Genomic DNA, 20,020 nt, shown 5'->3' with positions numbered 1-20,020 from the left:
GCCTTTGCGACGCTATATGTCGCATTGCCGTAAACCCGGGAAAATCCGGGGTTTGCGCTATAAGAAGTTGTCGCTTGGCGGCAAGGCCGGGCTGAAAACTGTCCTTACAATCCCCCCATCGCTCGCCAGTTTCAGGCGAGCGTTCCTCTTCAGGAGACTCCGATGTCCGTTGAGCACGCTGCGGTACAACGCGCCGATTTCGACCAGGTAATGGTTCCCAACTACGCGCCTGCCGCTTTCATTCCGGTGCGTGGCGCCGGTTCCCGTGTCTGGGATCAGGCCGGCCGCGAGCTGATCGACTTCGCCGGCGGGATTGCCGTTAACGTATTGGGCCACGCGCATCCGGCGCTGGTCGGTGCATTGACCGAGCAAGCGAACAAGCTGTGGCACGTGTCCAACGTGTTCACCAACGAACCGGCCCTGCGCTTGGCGCACAAGCTGATCGACGCCACGTTCGCCGAGCGCGTGTTCTTCTGCAACTCCGGCGCCGAAGCCAACGAGGCCGCGTTCAAGTTGGTCCGCCGTGTAGCGTTCGACCGTTTCGGCACTGAGAAGTACGAAATCATCGCCGCGCTGAACAGCTTCCACGGCCGCACCCTGTTCACCGTGAACGTCGGTGGCCAGTCGAAGTATTCCGACGGTTTCGGCCCGAAAATCACCGGCATTACCCACGTGCCTTACAACGACCTGGCCGCTTTGAAAGCGGCGGTATCCGACAAGACCTGCGCGGTCGTGCTGGAACCGATCCAGGGCGAGGGCGGCGTGCTGCCGGCCGAACTGGCTTACCTGCAAGGTGCCCGCGAACTGTGCGACGCGAACAACGCGTTGCTGGTGTTCGACGAAGTGCAAACCGGCATGGGCCGCAGCGGCAAGCTGTTCGCCTACCAGCATTACGGCGTGACCCCGGACATTCTCACCAGCGCCAAGAGCCTGGGCGGCGGTTTCCCGATCGCGGCGATGCTCACCACCGAAGCACTGGCCAAACATCTGGTCGTCGGCACCCACGGCACCACCTACGGCGGCAACCCGCTGGCGTGCGCGGTCGCTGAAGCAGTGATCGACGTGATCAATACGCCAGAAGTGCTGAACGGCGTGAACGCCAAGCACGACAAGTTCAAGGCGCGCCTTGAGCAGATCGGCGAGAAATACGGCCTGTTCACTCAGGTGCGTGGTCTCGGTCTGCTGATCGGTTGCGTGCTGAGCGATGCCTGGAAAGGCAAGGCCAAAGACATCTTCAACGCCGCTGAAAAAGAAGGCCTGATGATTCTGCAAGCCGGCCCGGACGTGATCCGTTTCGCCCCGAGCCTGGTGGTGGAAGACGCCGATATCGATGCCGGTCTGGATCGTTTCGAACGCGCTGCTGCAGCACTGACGCAAGCCTGATAGACCCTTCGGCGCCTGGAGTTTTTCAGGCGTCGATCAAAATTTTTGATACCGAGCACTATCAATGTGGGAGCGAGCTTGCTCGCGAAGAGGGAGTGTCAGTCGCCATCTATGCTGACTGATACACCGCTTTCGCGAGCAAGCTCGCTCCCACAGTGTCCGGTGTTTTTTTCTGTGAATTGATAAGAGAAAAGGAGTGACACCATGCTGGTGATGCGCCCTGCGCAAATGGCTGATCTGGGCGAGGTACAGCGTCTGGCTGCGGACAGCCCGATTGGTGTCACTTCCTTGCCGGATGACGTGGAACGTCTGAGCGACAAGATCGCCGCGAGCGAAGCCTCGTTTGCCGCCGAAGTGAGCTTCAACGGCGAAGAGAGTTACTTCTTCGTCCTCGAAGATTCCACCACCGGCAAGCTCGTAGGCTGCTCGGCGATTGTCGCCTCGGCCGGTTACTCGGAGCCGTTCTACAGCTTCCGCAACGAGACCTTCGTCCACGCGTCCCGCGAGTTGAAGATCCACAACAAGATCCATGTGCTCTCGCAGTGCCACGACCTGACCGGCAACAGCTTGCTGACCAGTTTCTACGTGCAGCGCGAGTTGGTCGGTTCGCCGTGGTCGGAACTCAACTCCCGTGGTCGCCTGCTGTTCGTTGCCAGCCACCCGGAGCGTTTCGCTGATTCGGTGGTGACCGAGATCGTCGGTTACAGCGACGAGAATGGCGACTCACCGTTCTGGGACGCGATCGGTCGCAACTTCTTCGACCTCAATTACGCTGAAGCCGAACGTCTGTGCGGACTGAAAAGCCGTACGTTCCTCGCCGAACTGATGCCGCATTACCCGATCTACGTGCCGTTGCTGCCGGACTCCGCTCAAGAGGCGATGGGCCAGGTACACCCGCGTGCGCAGATCACCTTCGACATCCTGATGCGCGAAGGCTTCGAGACCGATCACTACATCGACATTTTCGACGGTGGCCCGACCCTGCATGCACGCGTTTCGGGGATCCGTTCGATCGCCCAGAGCCGTGTGGTGCCAGTGAAGATCGGCGAGCCGGTCAAAGGTGCCGGGCGTCAGTATCTGGTGGCCAACGCACAGTTGCAGGATTACCGCGCGGTGCTGCTGGAGCTGGATTACGCGCCGGGCAAACCGGTGACTCTGGATCTGGAAGCAGCCGAAGCCTTGGGCGTCGGTGAAGGTGCCAGCGTGCGCCTGGTGGCGGTTTAACGCCTTAGCGAGTTTCACGGGTGGCGAAGGCGGCCCGTTTGAGGAGATAGCATGATTGTTCGTCCCGTACGCAGCAGCGATTTATCCGCTCTGATCGACCTGGCCCGCAGCACCGGCACCGGTTTGACCACTTTGCCGGCCAACGAAGAACGGCTGGCCCATCGGGTCGGCTGGGCCGAGAAGACCTTTCGCGGCGAAGCCGGTCGCGGTGATGCGGACTACCTGTTCGTGCTCGAAGACGACGACGGGCGCGTGGTGGGGATTTCCGCCATCGCTGGCGCCGTGGGTATGCGTGAGCCTTGGTACAACTTCCGTGTCGGTCTCACCGTCAGCGCGTCGCAAGAGCTGAACATCTATCGCGAGATTCCGACGCTGTTTCTGGCCAACGATCTGACCGGTAATTCCGAGCTGTGCTCGCTGTTCCTGCACGCCGATTACCGCAGCGGTCTGAACGGTCGCATGCTGTCGAAGGCGCGGATGCTGTTCATCGCCGAATTCCCTGAATTGTTCGGCAACAAGATCATCGCCGAAATGCGCGGTGTCTCTGATGACGCTGGCCGGTCGCCGTTCTGGGAAAGCCTCGGGCGTCACTTTTTCAAGATGGAATTCAGCCAGGCCGATTACCTCACCGGTGTCGGCAACAAGGCGTTTATCGCCGAACTGATGCCGAAATTCCCGCTGTACACCTGCTTCCTTTCGCCGGACGCCCGCAATGTGATCGGCCAGGTTCACCCGGACACCGAGCCGGCGCTGTCGATGCTCAAGGGCGAAGGTTTCAGCTATCAGGGTTACGTCGACATCTTCGACGCCGGCCCGGCCATCGAATGCGAAACCGGCAAGATCCGCGCGGTGCGTGACAGTGAAGCGCTGGTATTGGCCGTCGGTACGCCGGGCGACGACGCCACGCCGTTCATCATCCATAACCGCAAGCGCGAAGACTGCCGCATCACCGCTGCGCCGGCGCGTCTCGCTGCCGGCACGCTGGTGGTGGATCCGCAGACCGCCAAACGTCTTCAACTCAACGCTGGCGATCAAGTGCGCGCCGTGGCGTTGTCCGCTGCACGGGAGTCGAAATAATGAATTCGCTATACATCGCAGGTGAGTGGCTGGCCGGTCAGGGCGACGCCTTTCAATCGCTGAACCCGGTGACTCAGCAAGTGCTGTGGTCGGGGGAGGGCGCCACCACTGCTCAGGTCGAATCGGCTGTGCAAGCTGCGCGTCAGGCATTTCCGGAGTGGGCACGTCGCACCCTGGATGAGCGCATCAGCGTGCTTGAGGCTTTCGCCGCGTCGCTGAAAAACCACGCTGACGAACTGGCTCGCACCATCGGTGAAGAGACCGGCAAGCCGCTGTGGGAATCGGCGACCGAAGTGACCAGCATGGTCAACAAGATCGCGATTTCGGTGCAGAGCTACCGCGAGCGTACCGGCGAGAAGAGCGGCCCGTTGGGCGACGCCACCGCCGTGCTGCGCCACAAACCGCACGGTGTGGTGGCGGTGTTCGGTCCTTACAACTTCCCCGGTCACTTGCCGAACGGTCACATCGTGCCGGCATTGCTGGCCGGTAACAGCGTGCTGTTCAAGCCGAGCGAGCTGACCCCGAAAGTCGCCGAGCTGACGGTCAAGTGCTGGATCGAAGCGGGCCTGCCTGCCGGTGTCCTGAACCTGCTGCAAGGCGCTCGCGAAACCGGTATCGCGCTGGCGGCGAACCCGGGCATCGACGGTCTGTTCTTCACCGGTTCCAGTCGTACCGGTAACCATCTGCACCAGCAATTCGCCGGGCGCCCGGACAAGATTCTGGCGCTGGAAATGGGCGGCAATAACCCGCTAGTGGTTGATCAGGTCGCGGATCTGGATGCGGCGGTTTACACGATCATTCAGTCGGCGTTCATTTCTGCCGGTCAGCGTTGCACCTGTGCGCGCCGTCTGCTGGTGCCGCAAGGCGCATGGGGTGACAGCCTGCTCAAGCGCCTGGTTGAAGTGAGTTCGACGATCGAAGTCGGCGCATTCGATCAACAGCCGGCGCCGTTCATGGGCTCGGTGATTTCTCTCGGCGCAGCGAAAGCGCTGATGGACGCTCAAGAACATCTGTTGGCCAACGGCGCGGTGTCGCTGCTGGCAATGACTCAGCCACAGGTGCAAGCCGCGTTGTTGACGCCGGGCATTGTCGATGTGACGGCGGTTGCCGAGCGTCCGGACGAAGAACTGTTCGGCCCTTTACTGCAAGTGATTCGCTACGTCGATTTCGAAGCGGCAATCGCGGAAGCCAATAACACCGCTTACGGCTTGGCCGCTGGTTTGTTGTCGGATTCCGAAGTGCGTTATCAGCAGTTCTGGCTGGAAAGCCGCGCCGGCATCGTCAACTGGAACAAACAACTGACCGGTGCTGCGAGCAGCGCGCCGTTTGGTGGTGTCGGGGCTTCGGGCAACCATCGCGCCAGCGCCTATTACGCAGCGGATTACTGCGCGTACCCGGTGGCGTCGCTGGAAACCCCGAGCCTGGTGTTGCCTGCAGCCCTGACGCCTGGCGTGAAGATGGCGTGATGCCCATTCGCGAGCAGGCTCGCTCCCACAAGTGCGATGAAGATCCCTGTGGGAGCGAGCCTGCTCGCGAAGGCCGCGCCGCGGTCTTAAAGAACAGTTACTGAAGCCTATAACAACAGATTCTCGTGGAGCCTCGCTGATGAAATCCTATGAAGTCAATTTTGACGGTCTAGTGGGGCCGACCCATAACTACGGTGGTCTGTCCTACGGCAACGTTGCCTCCCAGAGCAACAGCCAGCAATCCTCGAACCCGAAGGAAGCGGCGCTGCAAGGTCTGGCGAAGATGAAAGCGCTGATGGAAATGGGCTTTCAGCAAGGTGTGCTGGCGCCACAAGAACGTCCGGACGTGGCCGCTCTGCGCCGTCTGGGTTTCAGTGGCACCGACGCGCAAGTGATCGAGCGCGCCGCCAAAGAAGCCATGCCGCTGCTGGTCGCCAGTTGCTCGGCATCGAGCATGTGGGTGGCCAACGCCGCCACCGTCAGCCCGAGTGCCGACACTGCCGATGGCCGTGTGCATTTCACCGCCGCCAACCTCAATTGCAAATATCACCGCAGCATCGAGCACCCGACCACCAGCCGCGTGCTCGGCGCAATGTTCGCCAATCAGCAGCACTTCGCCCATCACGCCGCGTTGCCGGCAGTGGCGCAATTCGGCGACGAAGGCGCGGCCAACCACACGCGTTTCTGCCGTGAATATGGCGAGGCGGGCGTCGAGTTCTTCGTGTTCGGGCGCAGTGCCTTCGACAACCGTTACCCGGCGCCGCAGAAATACCCGGCGCGCCAGACCCTCGAAGCCTCGCAAGCTGTTGCCCGTCTGCACGGTCTGCGTGACGAAGGCGTGGTCTACGCCCAACAGAACCCGAACGTGATTGATCAAGGCGTGTTCCACAACGACGTGATCGCCGTGGGTAATGGCGAGGTGCTGTTCTATCACGAGGACGCCTTCCTCGACACCGAGTCGATGCTCGCCGAGCTGCAAAGCAAACTGGCCAAAGTCGGTGGCAACTTCCAGTCCGTGTGCGTGCCGCGTTCGGCGGTCAGCGTGGATGACGCAGTGCGTTCTTACCTGTTCAACAGCCAGTTGCTGTCGCGCCCTGACGGTTCGATGTTGTTGATCGTGCCGCAAGAGTGCCAGGCCAACGAGCGCGTGTGGGCTTACCTGCAAAGCCTGACCAGCTCCGGCGGTCTGATCCGCGAAGTGAAAGTCTTCGATCTCAAGCAAAGCATGCAGAACGGCGGCGGCCCAGCGTGCCTGCGACTGCGCGTCGCGCTTAACGAAACCGAACTGGCGGCGGTCAACCCAGGGGTTATCATGACGCCACCGTTGTACGGTTCGTTGACCGCATGGGTTGAAAAGCACTACCGCGACCGCCTGAGCGAAACCGATCTGGCGGATCCGCAGTTGTTGCTTGAATGCCGGACGGCACTGGATGAACTGACGCAAATCCTTAAACTGGGCGCGGTTTATCCATTCCAGATCAATTGATGGCCGGCGCGTCGCTTTAACGCGGCGCGCGGCTTGTCTCACCAAGAGAGTAAAAACATGAGCGATTCCCTGCAGCTGATCCTTGAAGACACCGACGGCACGCAACTGCAAACCTCGTGCACCCGCGTTGCGGTCATGTGGCAAGGCAAAGAGCTGTGGATTCAGCAGGACGGCCGTGGCCAGTTGCTGATCGGCGTGGACGTTGAAGAAGGTGACGCTGAATACGCCAACCTGCTGCTGCGCCCATTGGCGACTAATCTGGTAAGTCTGCAGCTGGAAATGGAGCCGGCCGACGTCGGCGACGACGAAGACCACGTGCACGGCCCGGATTGCAACCACGACCACTAAGGAAACCGCTCTATGCTCGCCCTCGGCAAACTGCTTGAACTGACCCTCGCCGGCCGCGAACCGGCGGAGAAGACTCAACTGACTGTCGAAGGCGTGCGCATGCGCTGGTTGAGCGAAGGTGCGCTGGAAGTCCGGCCGCCGGAAGCGCGCGACAATGGCCTGGACCTGCTGCTGTCGGCAGGGATCCACGGCAACGAAACTGCACCGATCGAGTTGCTTGATCGGCTGCTGCACGACATCGCACGCGGCGATCTGAAGCCGCGCGCACGCATTCTGTTTCTGTTCGGCAACCCCGAGGCGATTCGCAAAGGCGAGCGCTTTGTCGAGCAGGACGTCAATCGGCTGTTCAACGGCCGTCATGAACAAAGCAGTGGTTCAGAAGCACTGCGCGCCTGTGAGCTTGAGCGTCTGGCGGCGAGTTTCTTCAGTCTGCCGGATCGCCAGCGTCTGCACTACGACCTGCACACAGCGATTCGCGGCTCGAAGATCGAGCAGTTCGCGTTGTATCCGTGGAAAGAAGGGCGCCAGCATTCCCGTGTTGAACTGGCACGTTTGCGCGCGGCTGGCATGGAGGCGGTGCTGTTGCAGAACAAGCCGTCGATCGTGTTCAGCTCGTACACCTACGACAAGCTCGGTGCTGAGGCTTTCACGCTGGAACTGGGCAAGGCGCGACCATTCGGGCAGAACGACGGGGTGAACGTTTCGCTGCTGGAAACCCGCTTGCAACAGATCATCGAAGGCAACGAGCCGGAAATGGCTGAGCCCGAGCTGGCCGGTTTGCAGTTGTTCAGCGTGGCGCGGGAAATCATCAAGCACAGCGACGCGTTCCGCTTGAACCTGCCGCAGGACATTGAAAACTTTTCCGAATTGGAAATGGGCTATGTGCTGGCCGAAGATCTGGCCAATACCCGCTGGATCATTGAGGAAGAGGGCGCGCGAATCATCTTCCCTAATCCCAAGGTCAAGAACGGCTTGCGCGCGGGCATCCTGATCGTCCCGACCACCGACGAAAATCTCGCCTGACCCGATGATCGTTCCCACGCAGAGCGTGGGAACGATCGTTCGAGGTTTACACGGCTACCGCACGCGGCTCAGTACGACGCAACGCACGAACCTTCTGCAGCGTATCCGCGCAAGTGCGCGCCGCTTCCTGACCCTTGTGCACAAAGTGCTCGAAGAAGAACTTCTGATGCTCGTCGCCAGCATGGAAGTGATGCGGCGTCAGGGAGACCGAGAACACCGGCACTTCAGTTTCCAGCTGCACCTGCATCAGGCCGCTGACCACCGACTGGGCAACGAATTCGTGACGGTAGATGCCGCCGTCCACGACCAGGGCTGCCGCAACGATGCCGGCATAACGACCGGTCTTGGCCAGCAATTTGGCGTGCAGAGGCATTTCAAAAGCGCCGCCGACTTCGAAGATATCGATGTCGGATTCCTGATAACCCAAGGCAATCATTTCGGCGACGAAGCCTTTACGGCTCTGGTCGACGATTTCCTTGTGCCAGCAGGCCTGGATGAACGCGACGCGCTCGCCATGAGGGTGTTTGCTTTTGCTGTCGATAGCGGTGGGTTGCATGTTCTGACTCCTGTTTGTGTGAAAAACAGGGCGTTATGAATCGAAAGGGATTCAAGGGTGCGCACACGCACAACATCGCGCGGACGGCCCTTTGGCGTTAATCCCGTTCTCTCTTCATCCGGACTATGACCGTCGGCCCCGGAATCACACCGGGTCTGCTGACCTTGTCGCCGCCACCGCAAAAGCCGTGTCCGTCGCCAAGCGCTCGCGGGCTATGCGCATTGCGCGCAATTACCGCCGGTGGGGAATTGCACCCCGCCCTGAGAACGTTTTTGCCGCCCTTTCTCGGGCGGCGCAGCGTTTTTAACACAGATTGTGTGTCTGTGCATTGCGCCTTTCTGATGATTGCCATCGAATTTTCTGGTGCTGGAAAACGAAAATTCCTTGCGCAAGGGTTGATTAATCCGCGCCATGACCGCAGTAATCCCACTTCGTAAAGGGATTTCCCCTGCTGACTTGAGGCCAGGTTCATGAGCGTTATCGATCTTCGCAGCGACACCGTCACCCAACCGACACCCGCCATGCTCGACGCGATGACCGCAGCCGATACCGGTGACGATGTGTACGGCGAAGACCCGACGGTCAATCGTCTGGAAGCCGAACTGGCTCAACGCTTGGGCTTTGCCGCCGCGCTGTTCGTGCCGACCGGCACCATGAGCAATCTATTGGGATTGATGGCGCACTGCGAGCGCGGCGACGAATACGTCGTGGGTCAGCAGGCGCACACCTACAAGTACGAGGGCGGCGGCGCGGCGGTGCTCGGTTCGATTCAGCCGCAGCCGCTGGAAGTGCAGGCCGACGGTTCGCTGGATCTGGATCATGTCGCGGCAGCGATCAAGCCGGACGACTTCCATTTCGCTCGCACCCGCTTGCTGGCGCTGGAAAACACCATGCAAGGCAAAGTGCTGCCGCTGGAATATCTGGCGCGGGCGCGTAAATTCACCCAAGACCACGGCTTGCAACTGCATCTCGACGGCGCGCGTCTTTACAACGCGGCGGTCAAACTCGGGATTGATGCGCGGGAGATCACCCAGCATTTCGATTCGGTATCGGTGTGCCTGTCCAAAGGCCTTGGCGCGCCGGTCGGCTCAGTGTTGTGCGGATCCGAGCAACTGATCGGCAAGGCCCGGCGTTTGCGCAAAATGGTCGGCGGCGGCATGCGTCAGGCCGGACTGCTGGCGGCGGCGGGGCTGTATGCGCTGGATCACAACGTCGAGCGTCTGGCGGATGACCACGCCAACGCGCAGTTTTTGGCCGACGGTCTGCGTGAAGCAGGTTTCAGCGTTGAACCGGTGCAAACCAACATGGTTTATGTGCAAATGGGCGATAAAGCCGAAGCGATCAAGGCGTTTGCCGGCGAACGCGGGATCAAGTTGAGCGCCGCCGCGCGTCTGCGTATGGTCACGCACATGGATGTCAATCGCGCGCAAATCGAGCAAGTGATCGCGACATTCGTCGACTTTTCGCGCAAGTGACAGCGTTAGCCGTCCAATTGACCGTTTCTATCGTATAAACACGCTGTACCCCGCGCGCAGGGCCGATATAATGCGGCCCTTTGCCGTCGCTTCGTCTGTTGACGTTTCGAACAGGCCTTTGGCCGCAGCCTCCGTGGAAGAACCTAATGAAAAGCGCAGAAATCCGTGAAGCCTTCCTTCGCTTCTTCGAAGAGCAAGGCCACACCCGTGTAGCCTCCAGCTCTTTGATTCCGGGCAACGACCCAACCCTGCTGTTCACTAACGCGGGGATGAACCAGTTCAAGGACTGCTTCCTGGGCCAGGAAAAGCGTGCGTACACCCGTGCGACCAGCAGCCAGAAATGCGTGCGTGCCGGTGGCAAGAACAGTGACCTGGAAAACGTCGGTTATACCGCTCGTCACCACACGTTCTTCGAAATGCTCGGTAACTTCAGCTTCGGTGACTATTTCAAGAAAGACGCGATTACCTACGCGTGGACCTTCCTGACTGGCGTTCTGCAACTGCCGAAGGAAAAACTCTGGGTCACCGTCTACGCCTCCGACGACGAAGCGTATGACATCTGGACCAAAGAAATCGGTGTGCCGGTCGAGCGCATGATCCGCATCGGCGACAACAAAGGCGCGCCATACGCCTCCGACAACTTCTGGACCATGGGCGATACCGGCCCGTGCGGCCCATGCACCGAAATTTTCTACGATCACGGCGACCACATCTGGGGCGGCCCACCGGGCTCGCCGGAAGAAGACGGCGACCGTTACATCGAGATCTGGAACAACGTGTTCATGCAGTTCAACCGCACCGCCGATGGCGTGTTGCATCCGTTGCCAGCGCCGTCGGTCGACACCGGCATGGGCCTGGAGCGGATCAGTGCGGTGATGCAGCACGTCAACTCCAACTACGACATCGATCTGTTCAAGAACCTGCTGAAGGCTTCGGCTGAAGCGATTGGTTGCGAAAACGGTGATCAGTCGTCGCTGAAAGTCGTGTCCGACCACATCCGTTCGTGCGGTTTCCTGATCGCTGACGGCGTGCTGCCGTCCAACGAAGGTCGCGGTTATGTGCTGCGCCGGATCATCCGTCGCGCCTGCCGTCACGGTAACAAGCTGGGCGCCACTGGCAGCTTCTTCTGCAAGATCGTTGCCGCGCTGGTTGCCGAGATGGGCGAAGCCTTCCCGGAACTGAAGAAGCAGCAAAGCAACATCGAGCGCGTGCTCAAGGCTGAAGAAGAGCAATTCTCCAAGACTCTGGAGCACGGCCTGAAAATTCTCGAGCAGGATCTGCTGGAACTCAAAGGCACCGTGGTGCCGGGCGACGTAGTATTCAAACTCTACGATACCTACGGTTTCCCGATGGACCTGACCGCCGACATCGCCCGTGAGCGCAGCCTGACTGTCGACGAAGCCGGTTTCGAGCGTGAGATGGAAGCCCAGCGTGTTCGTGCGCGTTCGGCCAGTTCGTTCGGTCTGGACTACAACACGCTGGTCAAGGTTGATGTGGCCACCGAGTTCACCGGTTACAAAGACACAAGCGGTTCGGCAAAAATCGTCGCTATCTATAAAGAAGGCCAGTCGGTCGACGTCTTGAATGAAGGCGAAGAGGCGGTGATCGTTCTGAACCAGACGCCGTTCTACGCCGAATCCGGCGGCCAGATCGGTGACTGCGGTTTCCTCCAGGCCGGCAGCGCACGTTTCGACGTGCGTGACACCACCAAGACCGGCGGCGCGTTCCTGCACCACGGTGTACTGGATTCGGGCAGCCTGACCATCGGCACGCCAGTGGAAACTCACGTCGATGCCGAAGTGCGTCACGCGACTTCGCTGAACCACTCGGCCACGCACTTGCTGCACGCTGCTCTGCGCCAGGTACTGGGCGAGCACGTTCAGCAGAAAGGTTCGTTGGTGGATAGCCAGCGTCTGCGCTTCGACTTCAGCCACTTTGAAGCGATCAAGCCTGAGCAGATCAAAGCGCTGGAAGACATCGTCAATGCCGAGATTCGCAAGAACTCCGCAGTTGAAACCGAAGAAACCGACATCGAAACCGCGAAGAACAAAGGCGCCATGGCGCTGTTCGGCGAGAAGTACGGCGACAACGTGCGCGTGCTGAGCATGGGCGGCGATTTCTCCGTTGAGCTGTGCGGCGGTATCCACGCCAACCGTACCGGCGACATCGGCCTGCTGAAAATCATCAGCGAAGGCGGTGTGGCTTCGGGCGTGCGTCGTATCGAGGCAGTCACCGGTGCTGCGGCACTGGCCTACTTGAACGCCGCAGAAGAACAACTCAAGGAAGCGGCCAGCCTGGTCAAGGGCAGCCGCGACAACCTGATCGACAAGCTGTCGGCTGTGCTAGAGCGCAACCGCCAACTGGAGAAGCAACTCGAGCAGTTGCAGGCCAAGGCTGCGAGCGCTGCGGGCGACGATCTGTCGGCCTCGGCACTCGACGTCAAAGGCGTGAAGGTTTTGGCGGCACGTCTGGATGGTCAGGACGGCAAGGCACTGCTGGCGCTGGTCGATCAGCTGAAAAACAAACTCGGCCGCGCAGTGATCCTGCTCGGCGGTGTCCATGAGGAAAAGGTCGTTCTGGTTGCAGGCGTAACCAAAGACCTGACTGGCCAACTCAAAGCCGGTGATTTGATGAAACAGGCTGCTGCGGCAGTGGGCGGGAAGGGCGGTGGTCGTCCGGACATGGCGCAGGGCGGCGGTGTCGACGCCGGCGCACTGGATGGCGCACTGGCGCTGACCGTTCCATTCGTCGAGCAGGGTTTATAAGACGGTCCGTCGCGCCCGCAGTCTAGTGGCGGGCGCGGCGGCTGTTCGAGTGATTATTGGGCGCCCTTCATGGGCAGAGGCGGCTTTGAAATGGCTTTGATCGTACAGAAATTTGGAGGCACCTCGGTCGGTACTGTCGAGAGAATCGAGCAGGTCGCCGACAAGGTTAAGAAATTCCGCGATGCCGGCGATGACCTGGTGGTTGTGCTGTCTGCAATGAGCGGCGAGACCAACCGTCTGATCGATCTGGCCAAGCAAATCAGTGGTGACGGCCAACCGGTTCCGCGTGAACTGGACGTGATCGTTTCTACTGGTGAGCAGGTGACGATTGCCCTGTTGGCCATGGCGCTGATCAAGCGCGGTGTGCCGGCGGTGTCGTACACCGGTAATCAGGTGCGGATCCTGACCGACAGTGCGCACAACAAAGCGCGTATCTTGCAGATTGATGACCAGAAGATTCGTGGTGATCTGAAAGCGGGTCGCGTGGTGGTTGTCGCCGGTTTCCAGGGTGTCGACGAGCACGGCAACATCACCACCCTTGGTCGTGGCGGTTCCGACACCACTGGCGTGGCATTGGCTGCTGCGTTGAAGGCTGACGAGTGCCAGATCTACACCGACGTTGATGGCGTTTACACCACCGACCCGCGTGTTGTGCCGGTCGCTCAGCGTCTGGACAAGATCACCTTCGAAGAGATGCTGGAAATGGCCAGCCTCGGTTCCAAGGTGTTGCAGATCCGTGCGGTGGAGTTCGCCGGCAAGTACAACGTTCCGCTGCGCGTACTGCACAGCTTCAAGGAGGGTCCGGGCACCCTCATTACTATTGATGAAGAGGAAACCATGGAACAGCCGATCATTTCCGGCATCGCTTTCAACCGCGATGAAGCCAAGCTGACCATCCGTGGCGTGCCAGACACCCCGGGCGTGGCGTTCAAGATTCTCGGCCCGATCAGTGCCGCGAACATCGAAGTCGACATGATCGTGCAGAACGTCGCGCACGATAACACCACCGACTTCACCTTCACCGTACACCGCAACGACTACCAGGCCGCACAGACCGTGCTGGAAAACACTGCTCGCGAGATCGGTGCCCGTGAAGTGGTTGGCGACACCAAGATTGCCAAGGTCTCGATCGTTGGCGTCGGCATGCGTTCCCACGCCGGCGTGGCCAGCCGCATGTTCGAATCCCTGGCAAAAGAAAGCATCAACATCCAGATGATCTCGACCTCGGAAATCAAGGTTTCCGTGGTGATTGAAGAGAAGTACCTGGAACTGGCCGTGCGCGCCCTGCACACGGCTTTCGAACTGGATGCTCCGGCCCGTCAAGGCGAGTAATTCCATTTCTTGAAGGGCGCGGTCAGACCGCGCCCTTTATTTTTTGAATGGCGCGGGCCCCTGATCTGTTCTTTTGCTCGCGCTGGTCAATACTCAGGCATGTAGGGCTACGATCGCTCCGGTTGTAGGTCGGGTGCCTTTTTTTTGCAGACTGTTGTTCCTGAAAAATTGCGTGAGGAGAAAGGTATGCTGATTCTGACTCGTCGGTGCGCAGAAAGCCTGATTATCGGTGATGGCGAAATCACCGTGACCGTGCTCGGCGTTAAAGGAAACCAAGTGCGTATCGGCGTGAACGCGCCGAAAGAGGTTGCCGTGCACCGTGAGGAAATTTACCTGCGTATAAAGAAAGAGAAGGACGAAGAACCAAGCCATTAATTTTTATCGATTTTTATGTTTGCAAACGGGGAAAAGGTTGGTTAAGATACGCCCCGTGTTGCGGAGAGCTGGCCGAGTGGCCGAAGGCGCTCCCCTGCTAAGGGAGTACACCTCAAAAGGGTGTCGGGGGTTCGAATCCCCCGTTCTCCGCCATTATTTGCTTAGTACGTCGTAATCTGGCTTTTTCTGTAAGTTGTTGAAATTAATAGAAAAAGTGGTTGGAATAGAGATTAGACGGGCTATAATGCGGCGCAACAAATGCACTCGTAGCTCAGCTGGATAGAGTACTCGGCTACGAACCGAGCGGTCACAGGTTCGAATCCTGTCGAGTGCACCATTTAAGAGTCAGTTACAGCAATGTAAATGACTTGGCTTCAACCAGATGTGATCTGGTCTAAAAACACAAATGCACTCGTAGCTCAGCTGGATAGAGTACTCGGCTACGAACCGAGCGGTCACAGGTTCGAATCCTGTCGAGTGCACCATTTAAGAGTTAGTTGCAGCAATGCGGGTAACTTGGCTTCATCCAGTTGTGGTCTGGGCTAAAAACACAAAATGCACTCGTAGCTCAGCTGGATAGAGTACTCGGCTACGAACCGAGCGGTCACAGGTTCGAATCCTGTCGAGTGCACCATATACCGAAAAGCCCGCGTTTATCGCGGGCTTTTTGCTGTCCGGGTTTTGGCTTTTTCCTTCACGCATCCCCTCTGATCAAAATCGACTTGTGCAGATCGGCCTCGCTTGAGGTCATACCGATAAGTCGTCGTCGATGTCCTGATGTTTATCTTGTCCGGTTTGCCCAGAGCGCTCTCGACATCCTGAGCGCTCATTCCGGCAATCACTCGCCGATTGATGATGGCTTCGCGGCGTTGCCTGGCATTAATCACGTTACCGCATATGTGTTCTGCGCCGCCGACGATGCCAGGCTCTCGACCGTGAGTGCGCGCGCCGGCTGTTTTTTCGTGGTTGGCTTCGGGCATTACGGCTACGACGGATCCGGGCGAATAGGGGTGAACCACCTGCTGTGAAAGACGTTCTCCGTGCGCACAGCTCATTGACGTGAACGTGACGCTGCCATCCTCCGCTTCGCAACGATGCAGGGTTGTCGCGTCGCTGCGAAGCGGCGGACATAGCAGGAAGATCAGTAGAAAAAGATTGGGTTTTGATGGCACTCGATGTCCTCCTTGACGATCTACGCTGAAGGGTAGCCGCTACATTTTTTATTGCCGGTGTGTTTTCTTTTCAGGATGAGTCGTCGCATTTGCAAGGATCAGGACAGCGCTCAGGAATGTTTCGCAAGCACTTGTTTCGACCGTGATTTTTTAACGTTTAAAACCGTCAGGCGGTGTATCATTGCGCCCGTCAGCCCCGCCGGGGCTTATGGAAACCCTCCATGGACTTACCCAGTAGTTACTCATTACCCCCATTCACCAATCATGTATTGACTGATTGATCCTTCCGGCGTGCCCCGCTGCTGGGAGTGGAGTTCGCCTATGTCTGAAATCGAAGTAAAGAAAACACAGGACAGCCTGCAGGATCGCCTGGCGCAAGTCGTCGAGCTGCTGCAGCGTCAACGGGTCGTTGAAGACCTCACCCATCGCCAGGAAGGCGCGCATCACGACCGGGTCGAAAACCTGGTCCACCGGCAGAATCTCGTCGAGTTGCAACGCAAACTCGATGATCTGCACTCCGCCGACGTCGCCTATATCCTTGAAGCCTTGCCGCTGGACGACCGTCTAACGCTCTGGCAATTGGTCAAGGCTGATCGCGACGGCGACATTCTCCTCGAAGTATCCGATTCCGTTCGTGAAACGCTGATCGCCGACATGGACGATCACGAGCTCCTGGCTGCTGCCAAGGACATGGACGCTGACGAACTTGCTGACCTGGCTTCCGAGCTGCCGCGAGACGTCGTCCATGAGTTGATGGAGAGTCTGGATAACCAGCAGCGTGAGCGTGTGCGTTCTGCCTTGTCGTACGACGAGGAGCAGGTTGGCGCTCTGATGGACTTCGAGATGGTGACTATCCGTGAGGATGTCAGCCTCGAAGTGGTTCTGCGCTACCTGCGTCGCCTCAAGGAGCTTCCGGGACATACCGACAAGTTGTTCGTAGTCGATTACGACGGCGTGCTCAAGGGAGTACTGCCGATCAAGCGTTTGCTGGTCAACGATCCGGATAAGCAGGTCGCCGAGGTGATGGCCAGCGATCCAGTGAGTTTCCATCCGGACGAAGATGCTTACGACGCCGCACAGGCATTCGAACGCTATGACTTGATCTCCGCTCCGGTAGTCGACAAGAACGGCAAGCTCATCGGCCGATTGACCATCGACGAAATGGTCGACCTGATTCGTGAAGAGAGTGAAACCGAAGTTCTCAACATGGCGGGTCTGCGTGAGGAGGAAGATATTTTCGCCTCGGTCTGGAAGTCCTTGCGCAACCGTTGGGCGTGGCTGGCGGTCAACTTGATCACTGCATTTGTGGCATCACGGGTGATCGGTCTGTTCGAGGGTTCGATCGAGAAGCTGGTTGCGCTTGCGGCACTCATGCCTATCGTGGCGGGTATCGGCGGTAACTCCGGCAATCAGACGATCACCATGATCGTCCGCGCCATGGCGCTGGACCAGGTTAGCACCGGTAACACCTCGCGTTTGATGCGCAAGGAGTTAGCAGTCGGTTTGATCAATGGTCTGGTCTGGGGGGGTGTGATTGGTGTGGTTGCTTATCTGCTTTACGGCAGTTGGTCGTTGGGCGTAGTGATGACGGCGGCAATGACCCTTAACCTGCTGCTGGCGGCTCTGATGGGAGTGTTGATCCCGATGACCCTGGCGAAAATGGGGCGCGACCCAGCGATGGGGGCGAGTGTGATGATTACCGCAATGACCGACAGCGGTGGCTTCTTCATCTTTCTGGGATTGGCGACAATCTTCCTGCTCTGACTTACCGTATCGAGACAGCCCGCCCATCGGCGGGCTTTTTTATGCCCGGCGCAAACTCAAATTCCGAGCAAAAAAAAGCCAGCGGTTAAGCTGGCTTGAGGTGTTCGGTATGGCTCAGGATGCGTCTGCTGCCATTTCGGCATCGTGGGCGATCAAGGAGACCAAGGCGTTCTGCTGACGGTGGGACAGTTGGCGGAAACGTTGCAACAGTTCGCGTTCGTGCAGCGACAGCTCCGGGCTGTCCAGGCGCATGCTCAACTCTTCGCCCAGTGCGCCTTCCTGAATAAGACTCTGCTCAAGGCGCGCAATGATCTCGGAGTTCATGCTGCGATGATGATTGCGAGCCACCTCGGCAATGCGTTCACGCATTCCGTCTGGCAGACGTACGACGAACTTGTCAGCCGTACGGCTGGAATAAATTGCCTGTTTCAATGGGCGCATATATTTAACCGGTTAGTTCAGGGGAGCGGTTCTCGGGATTGGCCGCAGGATGTGTGGTAGGACAAGCATCCGCGCCAAATGGTTCAACCTGAATTGTTAAGAGGCCCGCATCATGCCTCAAAATTGCCAGATCATTGGCGTCAATTCTGTGACAAATATTGAGCCGGGTAAAGGCGTAATGCCAGCACCAATTGTCAGAAATGCGGACTGGTTTGAAAACTTTGCTCAGTCGCGCATTATCCACCGCTTCCGAAAGCACATCAGTTGATGCCCGAGGGCGTCGGAACGTGCATGCTATGCGGCTTTCTATCCTCATTCCTTGTCTGTACAGGATAGTGGCAAATTGCCGATTTGCTAGAGGCAGGCACGTGCCAGAGAGGTTTTAAGGATGGATGGCAGGCTTATTTATCTGATGGGACCGTCCGGTTCAGGCAAGGACAGTCTTATCGCGGCTGCTCGGCTCCCCTTACAGGCGATGAATTGCCAAATCGTGCGCCGGGTTATCACTCGATCAGCAGAATCGGTGGGGGAGGACGCCAGGGGTGTGTCGCCTGAAGAGTTCGTGCGGCTTCAGCGCGCTGGTGATTTTGCCCTGGCTTGGCAGGCCAACGGTTTGTCTTACGGAATACCCGTGCAAATCGATCAGTGGCTGAAAGAGGGGAGGGATGTGCTAGTCAATGGATCACGCGCGAACTTGCGTCAAGCCATTGAGCGCTATCCGACGCTAGTGCCGATTCTCCTGACGGTCAAAGATGAAGTGCTGCGTGAGCGATTACTCGGTCGTGGAAGAGAAACCGGTGAGCAGGTCGATGACAGGATTGCCCGTAACGCATTATTCAAGGAGAGGCGATCGACCGATACATCCGTGCACGTGATCGACAATTCCGGTGCGCTGGTCGATGCCGTCAATCACCTGCTGGAGTTGATCCGGCTCAGCGCAGCACCGGATCAAATTTGATTCTGCGTCCGGCTACCAGCGCCAGCGTGAATAGCACTCCGAATACGCCGCAGGCAATGAGTGGCAGGGTGACTTCCGTTTCTGCAAACAGTGAAAAATGTATAGCGCCACTCAGTAGGGCGAGGATCAGAAATCCTGCAGCTGACTTCGACATGTTTTACTCCTGAAGGTATATCAAAAAACCAAACGTTCGGTCGCCGGTGTCGAAGCCTGGTCGGGCTCGCTGACCATTTGACTCGTCCCATTGCTCTGATCGCTCAATACCGCCCATTGTGGCGTTCTTTGCACCTGCAAATAATGGGGCATGCGTTGGGCGACCGGCTCCGCTGCCCTTTCGTCGGGGATGAGTTGGGAGCCCGCTAAAATGACCAAAGCCGTCGCGTTTGCCAGCAAGAGGGTGCGGTTCATGGGCTGAAGCTCCGATTGTTCTTTTATAAGAGCAAACAAAGCAGTCCTCGTGCCAATAGTCTAACTGCTGTTAAGTCCTTTAAAAACAAGCATTTGCGAGGTTTCTGTGGTGTGGCTGAATTGCAATCTGCAATGATGGCTTTTTGGGAGAGTGCAAAATGCACGGTAAAACTTCCCGCAATCCTGCGGGCTGCCTGCCTACACTTAAAAAGCCCGGCGGACGACATGACAAATCCGGGCCTGGCCGTTAACATGCACGCCGTCCGTCGTACGGCATCCTCGTCTACGACAATCGTGTGTCTCAGTAGCTCAATTGGATAGAGCATCCCCCTCCTAAGGGGAAGGTTGGCAGTTCGAACCTGCCCTGGGACACCATCTCTTGTTTGAATGCCTTTCTGTTAATAGCACTTGCCGCTGGTAAGGTCGCTCCACCCCTTGGTTCCGATTGCCTGGCTTGACGATCTCACGGTCTGCCCAGGATCTGTCTTGCCCGTTTGCTTTCGACTGCGAGGAAAGCTCCTCTCGTGGATGTTTGCTGCGCGTCTTTGCCTCTATATAGGAAGGAGGGCGTTTTCTAAGCTTTTGATAGAAAAGCGAAATTAACGGTTGACGGCAGATTTCAGATGTCTATAATTCGCCCCACTTCCGGCGCAGTCGAAACGGAAAACTCCTTGAGATTCAATGAGTTATGTAGGTTTCGGCAGCAGGTTGCTTCAGTTCATCGAAGCCGAAAGGAAGTTGAAAAAGAGGTGTTGACAGCAGCGTGC

The 20,020-nt window shown here is 58.3% G+C and carries 18 protein-coding genes, 5 tRNA genes and 1 riboswitch; of the genes, 18 read left to right on the top strand and 5 right to left on the bottom strand.

The annotated features are described in order from the left end of the window. Window positions 1-162 precede the first annotated feature (162 nt). From ACQ4OE_RS19515 to astE, 7 genes are all read left to right on the top strand, one after another. A complete protein-coding gene (locus ACQ4OE_RS19515; RefSeq protein WP_430947602.1) occupies window positions 163-1,383 on the top strand; it encodes an aspartate aminotransferase family protein in 1,221 nt (406 codons plus the stop codon). A 204-nt stretch (window positions 1,384-1,587) separates the two neighbouring features. Next, on the top strand, window positions 1,588-2,607 hold the full coding sequence (aruF, locus tag ACQ4OE_RS19510; RefSeq protein ID WP_007919353.1) for an arginine/ornithine succinyltransferase subunit alpha: 1,020 nt from the start codon (window positions 1,588-1,590) through the stop codon (window positions 2,605-2,607). A gap of 51 nt (window positions 2,608-2,658) precedes the next feature. After that, window positions 2,659-3,684 carry an arginine N-succinyltransferase gene (gene astA, locus ACQ4OE_RS19505; RefSeq protein ID WP_122589437.1) on the top strand — a complete coding sequence of 342 codons (1,026 nt, stop codon included), beginning with the start codon at window positions 2,659-2,661 and terminating at the stop codon, window positions 3,682-3,684. Further along, entirely contained in the window at window positions 3,681-5,150 is a 1,470-nt protein-coding gene (gene astD, locus ACQ4OE_RS19500) for a succinylglutamate-semialdehyde dehydrogenase (protein WP_430947668.1), read from the top strand. The genes astA and astD overlap by 4 nt, the downstream gene beginning before the upstream one ends. A gap of 139 nt (window positions 5,151-5,289) precedes the next feature. Then, window positions 5,290-6,636 (top strand): N-succinylarginine dihydrolase, encoded by a 1,347-nt coding sequence (astB, locus tag ACQ4OE_RS19495; RefSeq protein WP_430947601.1) that lies wholly within the window; start codon window positions 5,290-5,292, stop codon window positions 6,634-6,636. A 57-nt stretch (window positions 6,637-6,693) separates the two neighbouring features. Beyond that, on the top strand, window positions 6,694-6,984 hold the full coding sequence (locus ACQ4OE_RS19490; protein WP_016983958.1) for a hypothetical protein: 291 nt from the start codon (window positions 6,694-6,696) through the stop codon (window positions 6,982-6,984). Window positions 6,985-6,996: 12 nt separating this feature from the next. Next, a complete protein-coding gene (gene astE / locus ACQ4OE_RS19485; protein WP_430947600.1) occupies window positions 6,997-8,007 on the top strand; it encodes a succinylglutamate desuccinylase in 1,011 nt (336 codons plus the stop codon). Window positions 8,008-8,053: 46 nt separating this feature from the next. Here the strand turns inward: astE and ACQ4OE_RS19480 are convergent, their stop codons facing one another. Continuing rightward, window positions 8,054-8,563, bottom strand: a complete 510-nt coding sequence (locus ACQ4OE_RS19480; RefSeq protein ID WP_016983960.1) for a 6,7-dimethyl-8-ribityllumazine synthase — start codon at window positions 8,561-8,563, stop codon at window positions 8,054-8,056. Window positions 8,564-8,664: 101 nt separating this feature from the next. Continuing rightward, a riboswitch (FMN riboswitch) is annotated at window positions 8,665-8,835 on the bottom strand. Between the two features lie 198 nt (window positions 8,836-9,033). On the opposite strand from ACQ4OE_RS19480, the gene ltaE reads away from it, so the two are divergent. The 8 genes from ltaE (at window position 9,034) to ACQ4OE_RS19440 (ending at window position 15,144) form a co-directional block, all read left to right on the top strand. Next, entirely contained in the window at window positions 9,034-10,038 is a 1,005-nt protein-coding gene (ltaE, locus tag ACQ4OE_RS19475; protein ID WP_430947599.1) for a low-specificity L-threonine aldolase, read from the top strand. 146 nt (window positions 10,039-10,184) lie between these two features. Beyond that, on the top strand, window positions 10,185-12,803 hold the full coding sequence (gene alaS, locus ACQ4OE_RS19470; RefSeq protein WP_430947598.1) for an alanine--tRNA ligase: 2,619 nt from the start codon (window positions 10,185-10,187) through the stop codon (window positions 12,801-12,803). Window positions 12,804-12,893: 90 nt separating this feature from the next. Continuing rightward, a complete protein-coding gene (locus ACQ4OE_RS19465; protein WP_008086083.1) occupies window positions 12,894-14,135 on the top strand; it encodes an aspartate kinase in 1,242 nt (413 codons plus the stop codon). Window positions 14,136-14,321: 186 nt separating this feature from the next. Continuing rightward, on the top strand, window positions 14,322-14,510 hold the full coding sequence (gene csrA, locus ACQ4OE_RS19460) for a carbon storage regulator CsrA (protein ID WP_002554426.1): 189 nt from the start codon (window positions 14,322-14,324) through the stop codon (window positions 14,508-14,510). A 62-nt stretch (window positions 14,511-14,572) separates the two neighbouring features. Then, window positions 14,573-14,663, top strand: a tRNA-Ser gene (locus ACQ4OE_RS19455). Window positions 14,664-14,770: 107 nt separating this feature from the next. Beyond that, window positions 14,771-14,847: transfer RNA gene (locus ACQ4OE_RS19450), tRNA-Arg, on the top strand. 71 nt (window positions 14,848-14,918) lie between these two features. Beyond that, window positions 14,919-14,995 (top strand) — tRNA-Arg (locus ACQ4OE_RS19445). A gap of 72 nt (window positions 14,996-15,067) precedes the next feature. Next, window positions 15,068-15,144: transfer RNA gene (locus ACQ4OE_RS19440), tRNA-Arg, on the top strand. Between the two features lie 19 nt (window positions 15,145-15,163). On the opposite strand, the gene ACQ4OE_RS19435 is transcribed toward ACQ4OE_RS19440, so the two are convergent. Further along, window positions 15,164-15,682: a cell envelope protein SmpA gene (locus tag ACQ4OE_RS19435; RefSeq protein WP_430947597.1), complete on the bottom strand. Its 519-nt coding sequence runs from the start codon at window positions 15,680-15,682 to the stop codon at window positions 15,164-15,166. A 321-nt stretch (window positions 15,683-16,003) separates the two neighbouring features. Here ACQ4OE_RS19435 and mgtE point away from each other — a divergent pair, with 321 nt between their 5' ends. Next, window positions 16,004-17,446 (top strand): magnesium transporter, encoded by a 1,443-nt coding sequence (mgtE, locus tag ACQ4OE_RS19430; RefSeq protein ID WP_122589425.1) that lies wholly within the window; start codon window positions 16,004-16,006, stop codon window positions 17,444-17,446. A gap of 114 nt (window positions 17,447-17,560) precedes the next feature. Here mgtE and ACQ4OE_RS19425 read toward each other — a convergent pair whose 3' ends face one another. Next, the gene (locus tag ACQ4OE_RS19425; RefSeq protein ID WP_003178899.1) at window positions 17,561-17,887 is read right to left on the bottom strand and encodes an Arc family DNA-binding protein; all 327 of its coding nucleotides are present in this window, start codon (window positions 17,885-17,887) and stop codon (window positions 17,561-17,563) included. Window positions 17,888-18,275: 388 nt separating this feature from the next. Between ACQ4OE_RS19425 and phnN the strand changes: the two genes are divergently transcribed. Then, window positions 18,276-18,845, top strand: a complete 570-nt coding sequence (gene phnN / locus ACQ4OE_RS19420; protein ID WP_430947596.1) for a phosphonate metabolism protein/1,5-bisphosphokinase (PRPP-forming) PhnN — start codon at window positions 18,276-18,278, stop codon at window positions 18,843-18,845. On the opposite strand, the gene ACQ4OE_RS19415 is transcribed toward phnN, so the two are convergent. Next, window positions 18,820-18,999, bottom strand: coding sequence for a PA3371 family protein (locus ACQ4OE_RS19415; RefSeq protein ID WP_430947595.1), 180 nt, complete (start codon window positions 18,997-18,999; stop codon window positions 18,820-18,822). The genes phnN and ACQ4OE_RS19415 overlap by 26 nt on opposite strands. Window positions 19,000-19,019: 20 nt before the next feature. Beyond that, entirely contained in the window at window positions 19,020-19,253 is a 234-nt protein-coding gene (locus tag ACQ4OE_RS19410; RefSeq protein WP_430947594.1) for a hypothetical protein, read from the bottom strand. Between the two features lie 298 nt (window positions 19,254-19,551). On the opposite strand from ACQ4OE_RS19410, the gene ACQ4OE_RS19405 reads away from it, so the two are divergent. Continuing rightward, window positions 19,552-19,628 (top strand) — tRNA-Arg (locus ACQ4OE_RS19405). The last annotated feature ends 392 nt before the right edge of the window (window positions 19,629-20,020 follow it).

It is taken from the genome of Pseudomonas sp. WC2 (genome assembly GCF_050586545.1).
Classification (GTDB): domain Bacteria; phylum Pseudomonadota; class Gammaproteobacteria; order Pseudomonadales; family Pseudomonadaceae; genus Aquipseudomonas.
The sequence above is the reverse complement of the archived record's forward strand: the minus strand, read 5'-3'. Positions and strand labels throughout refer to the sequence as shown.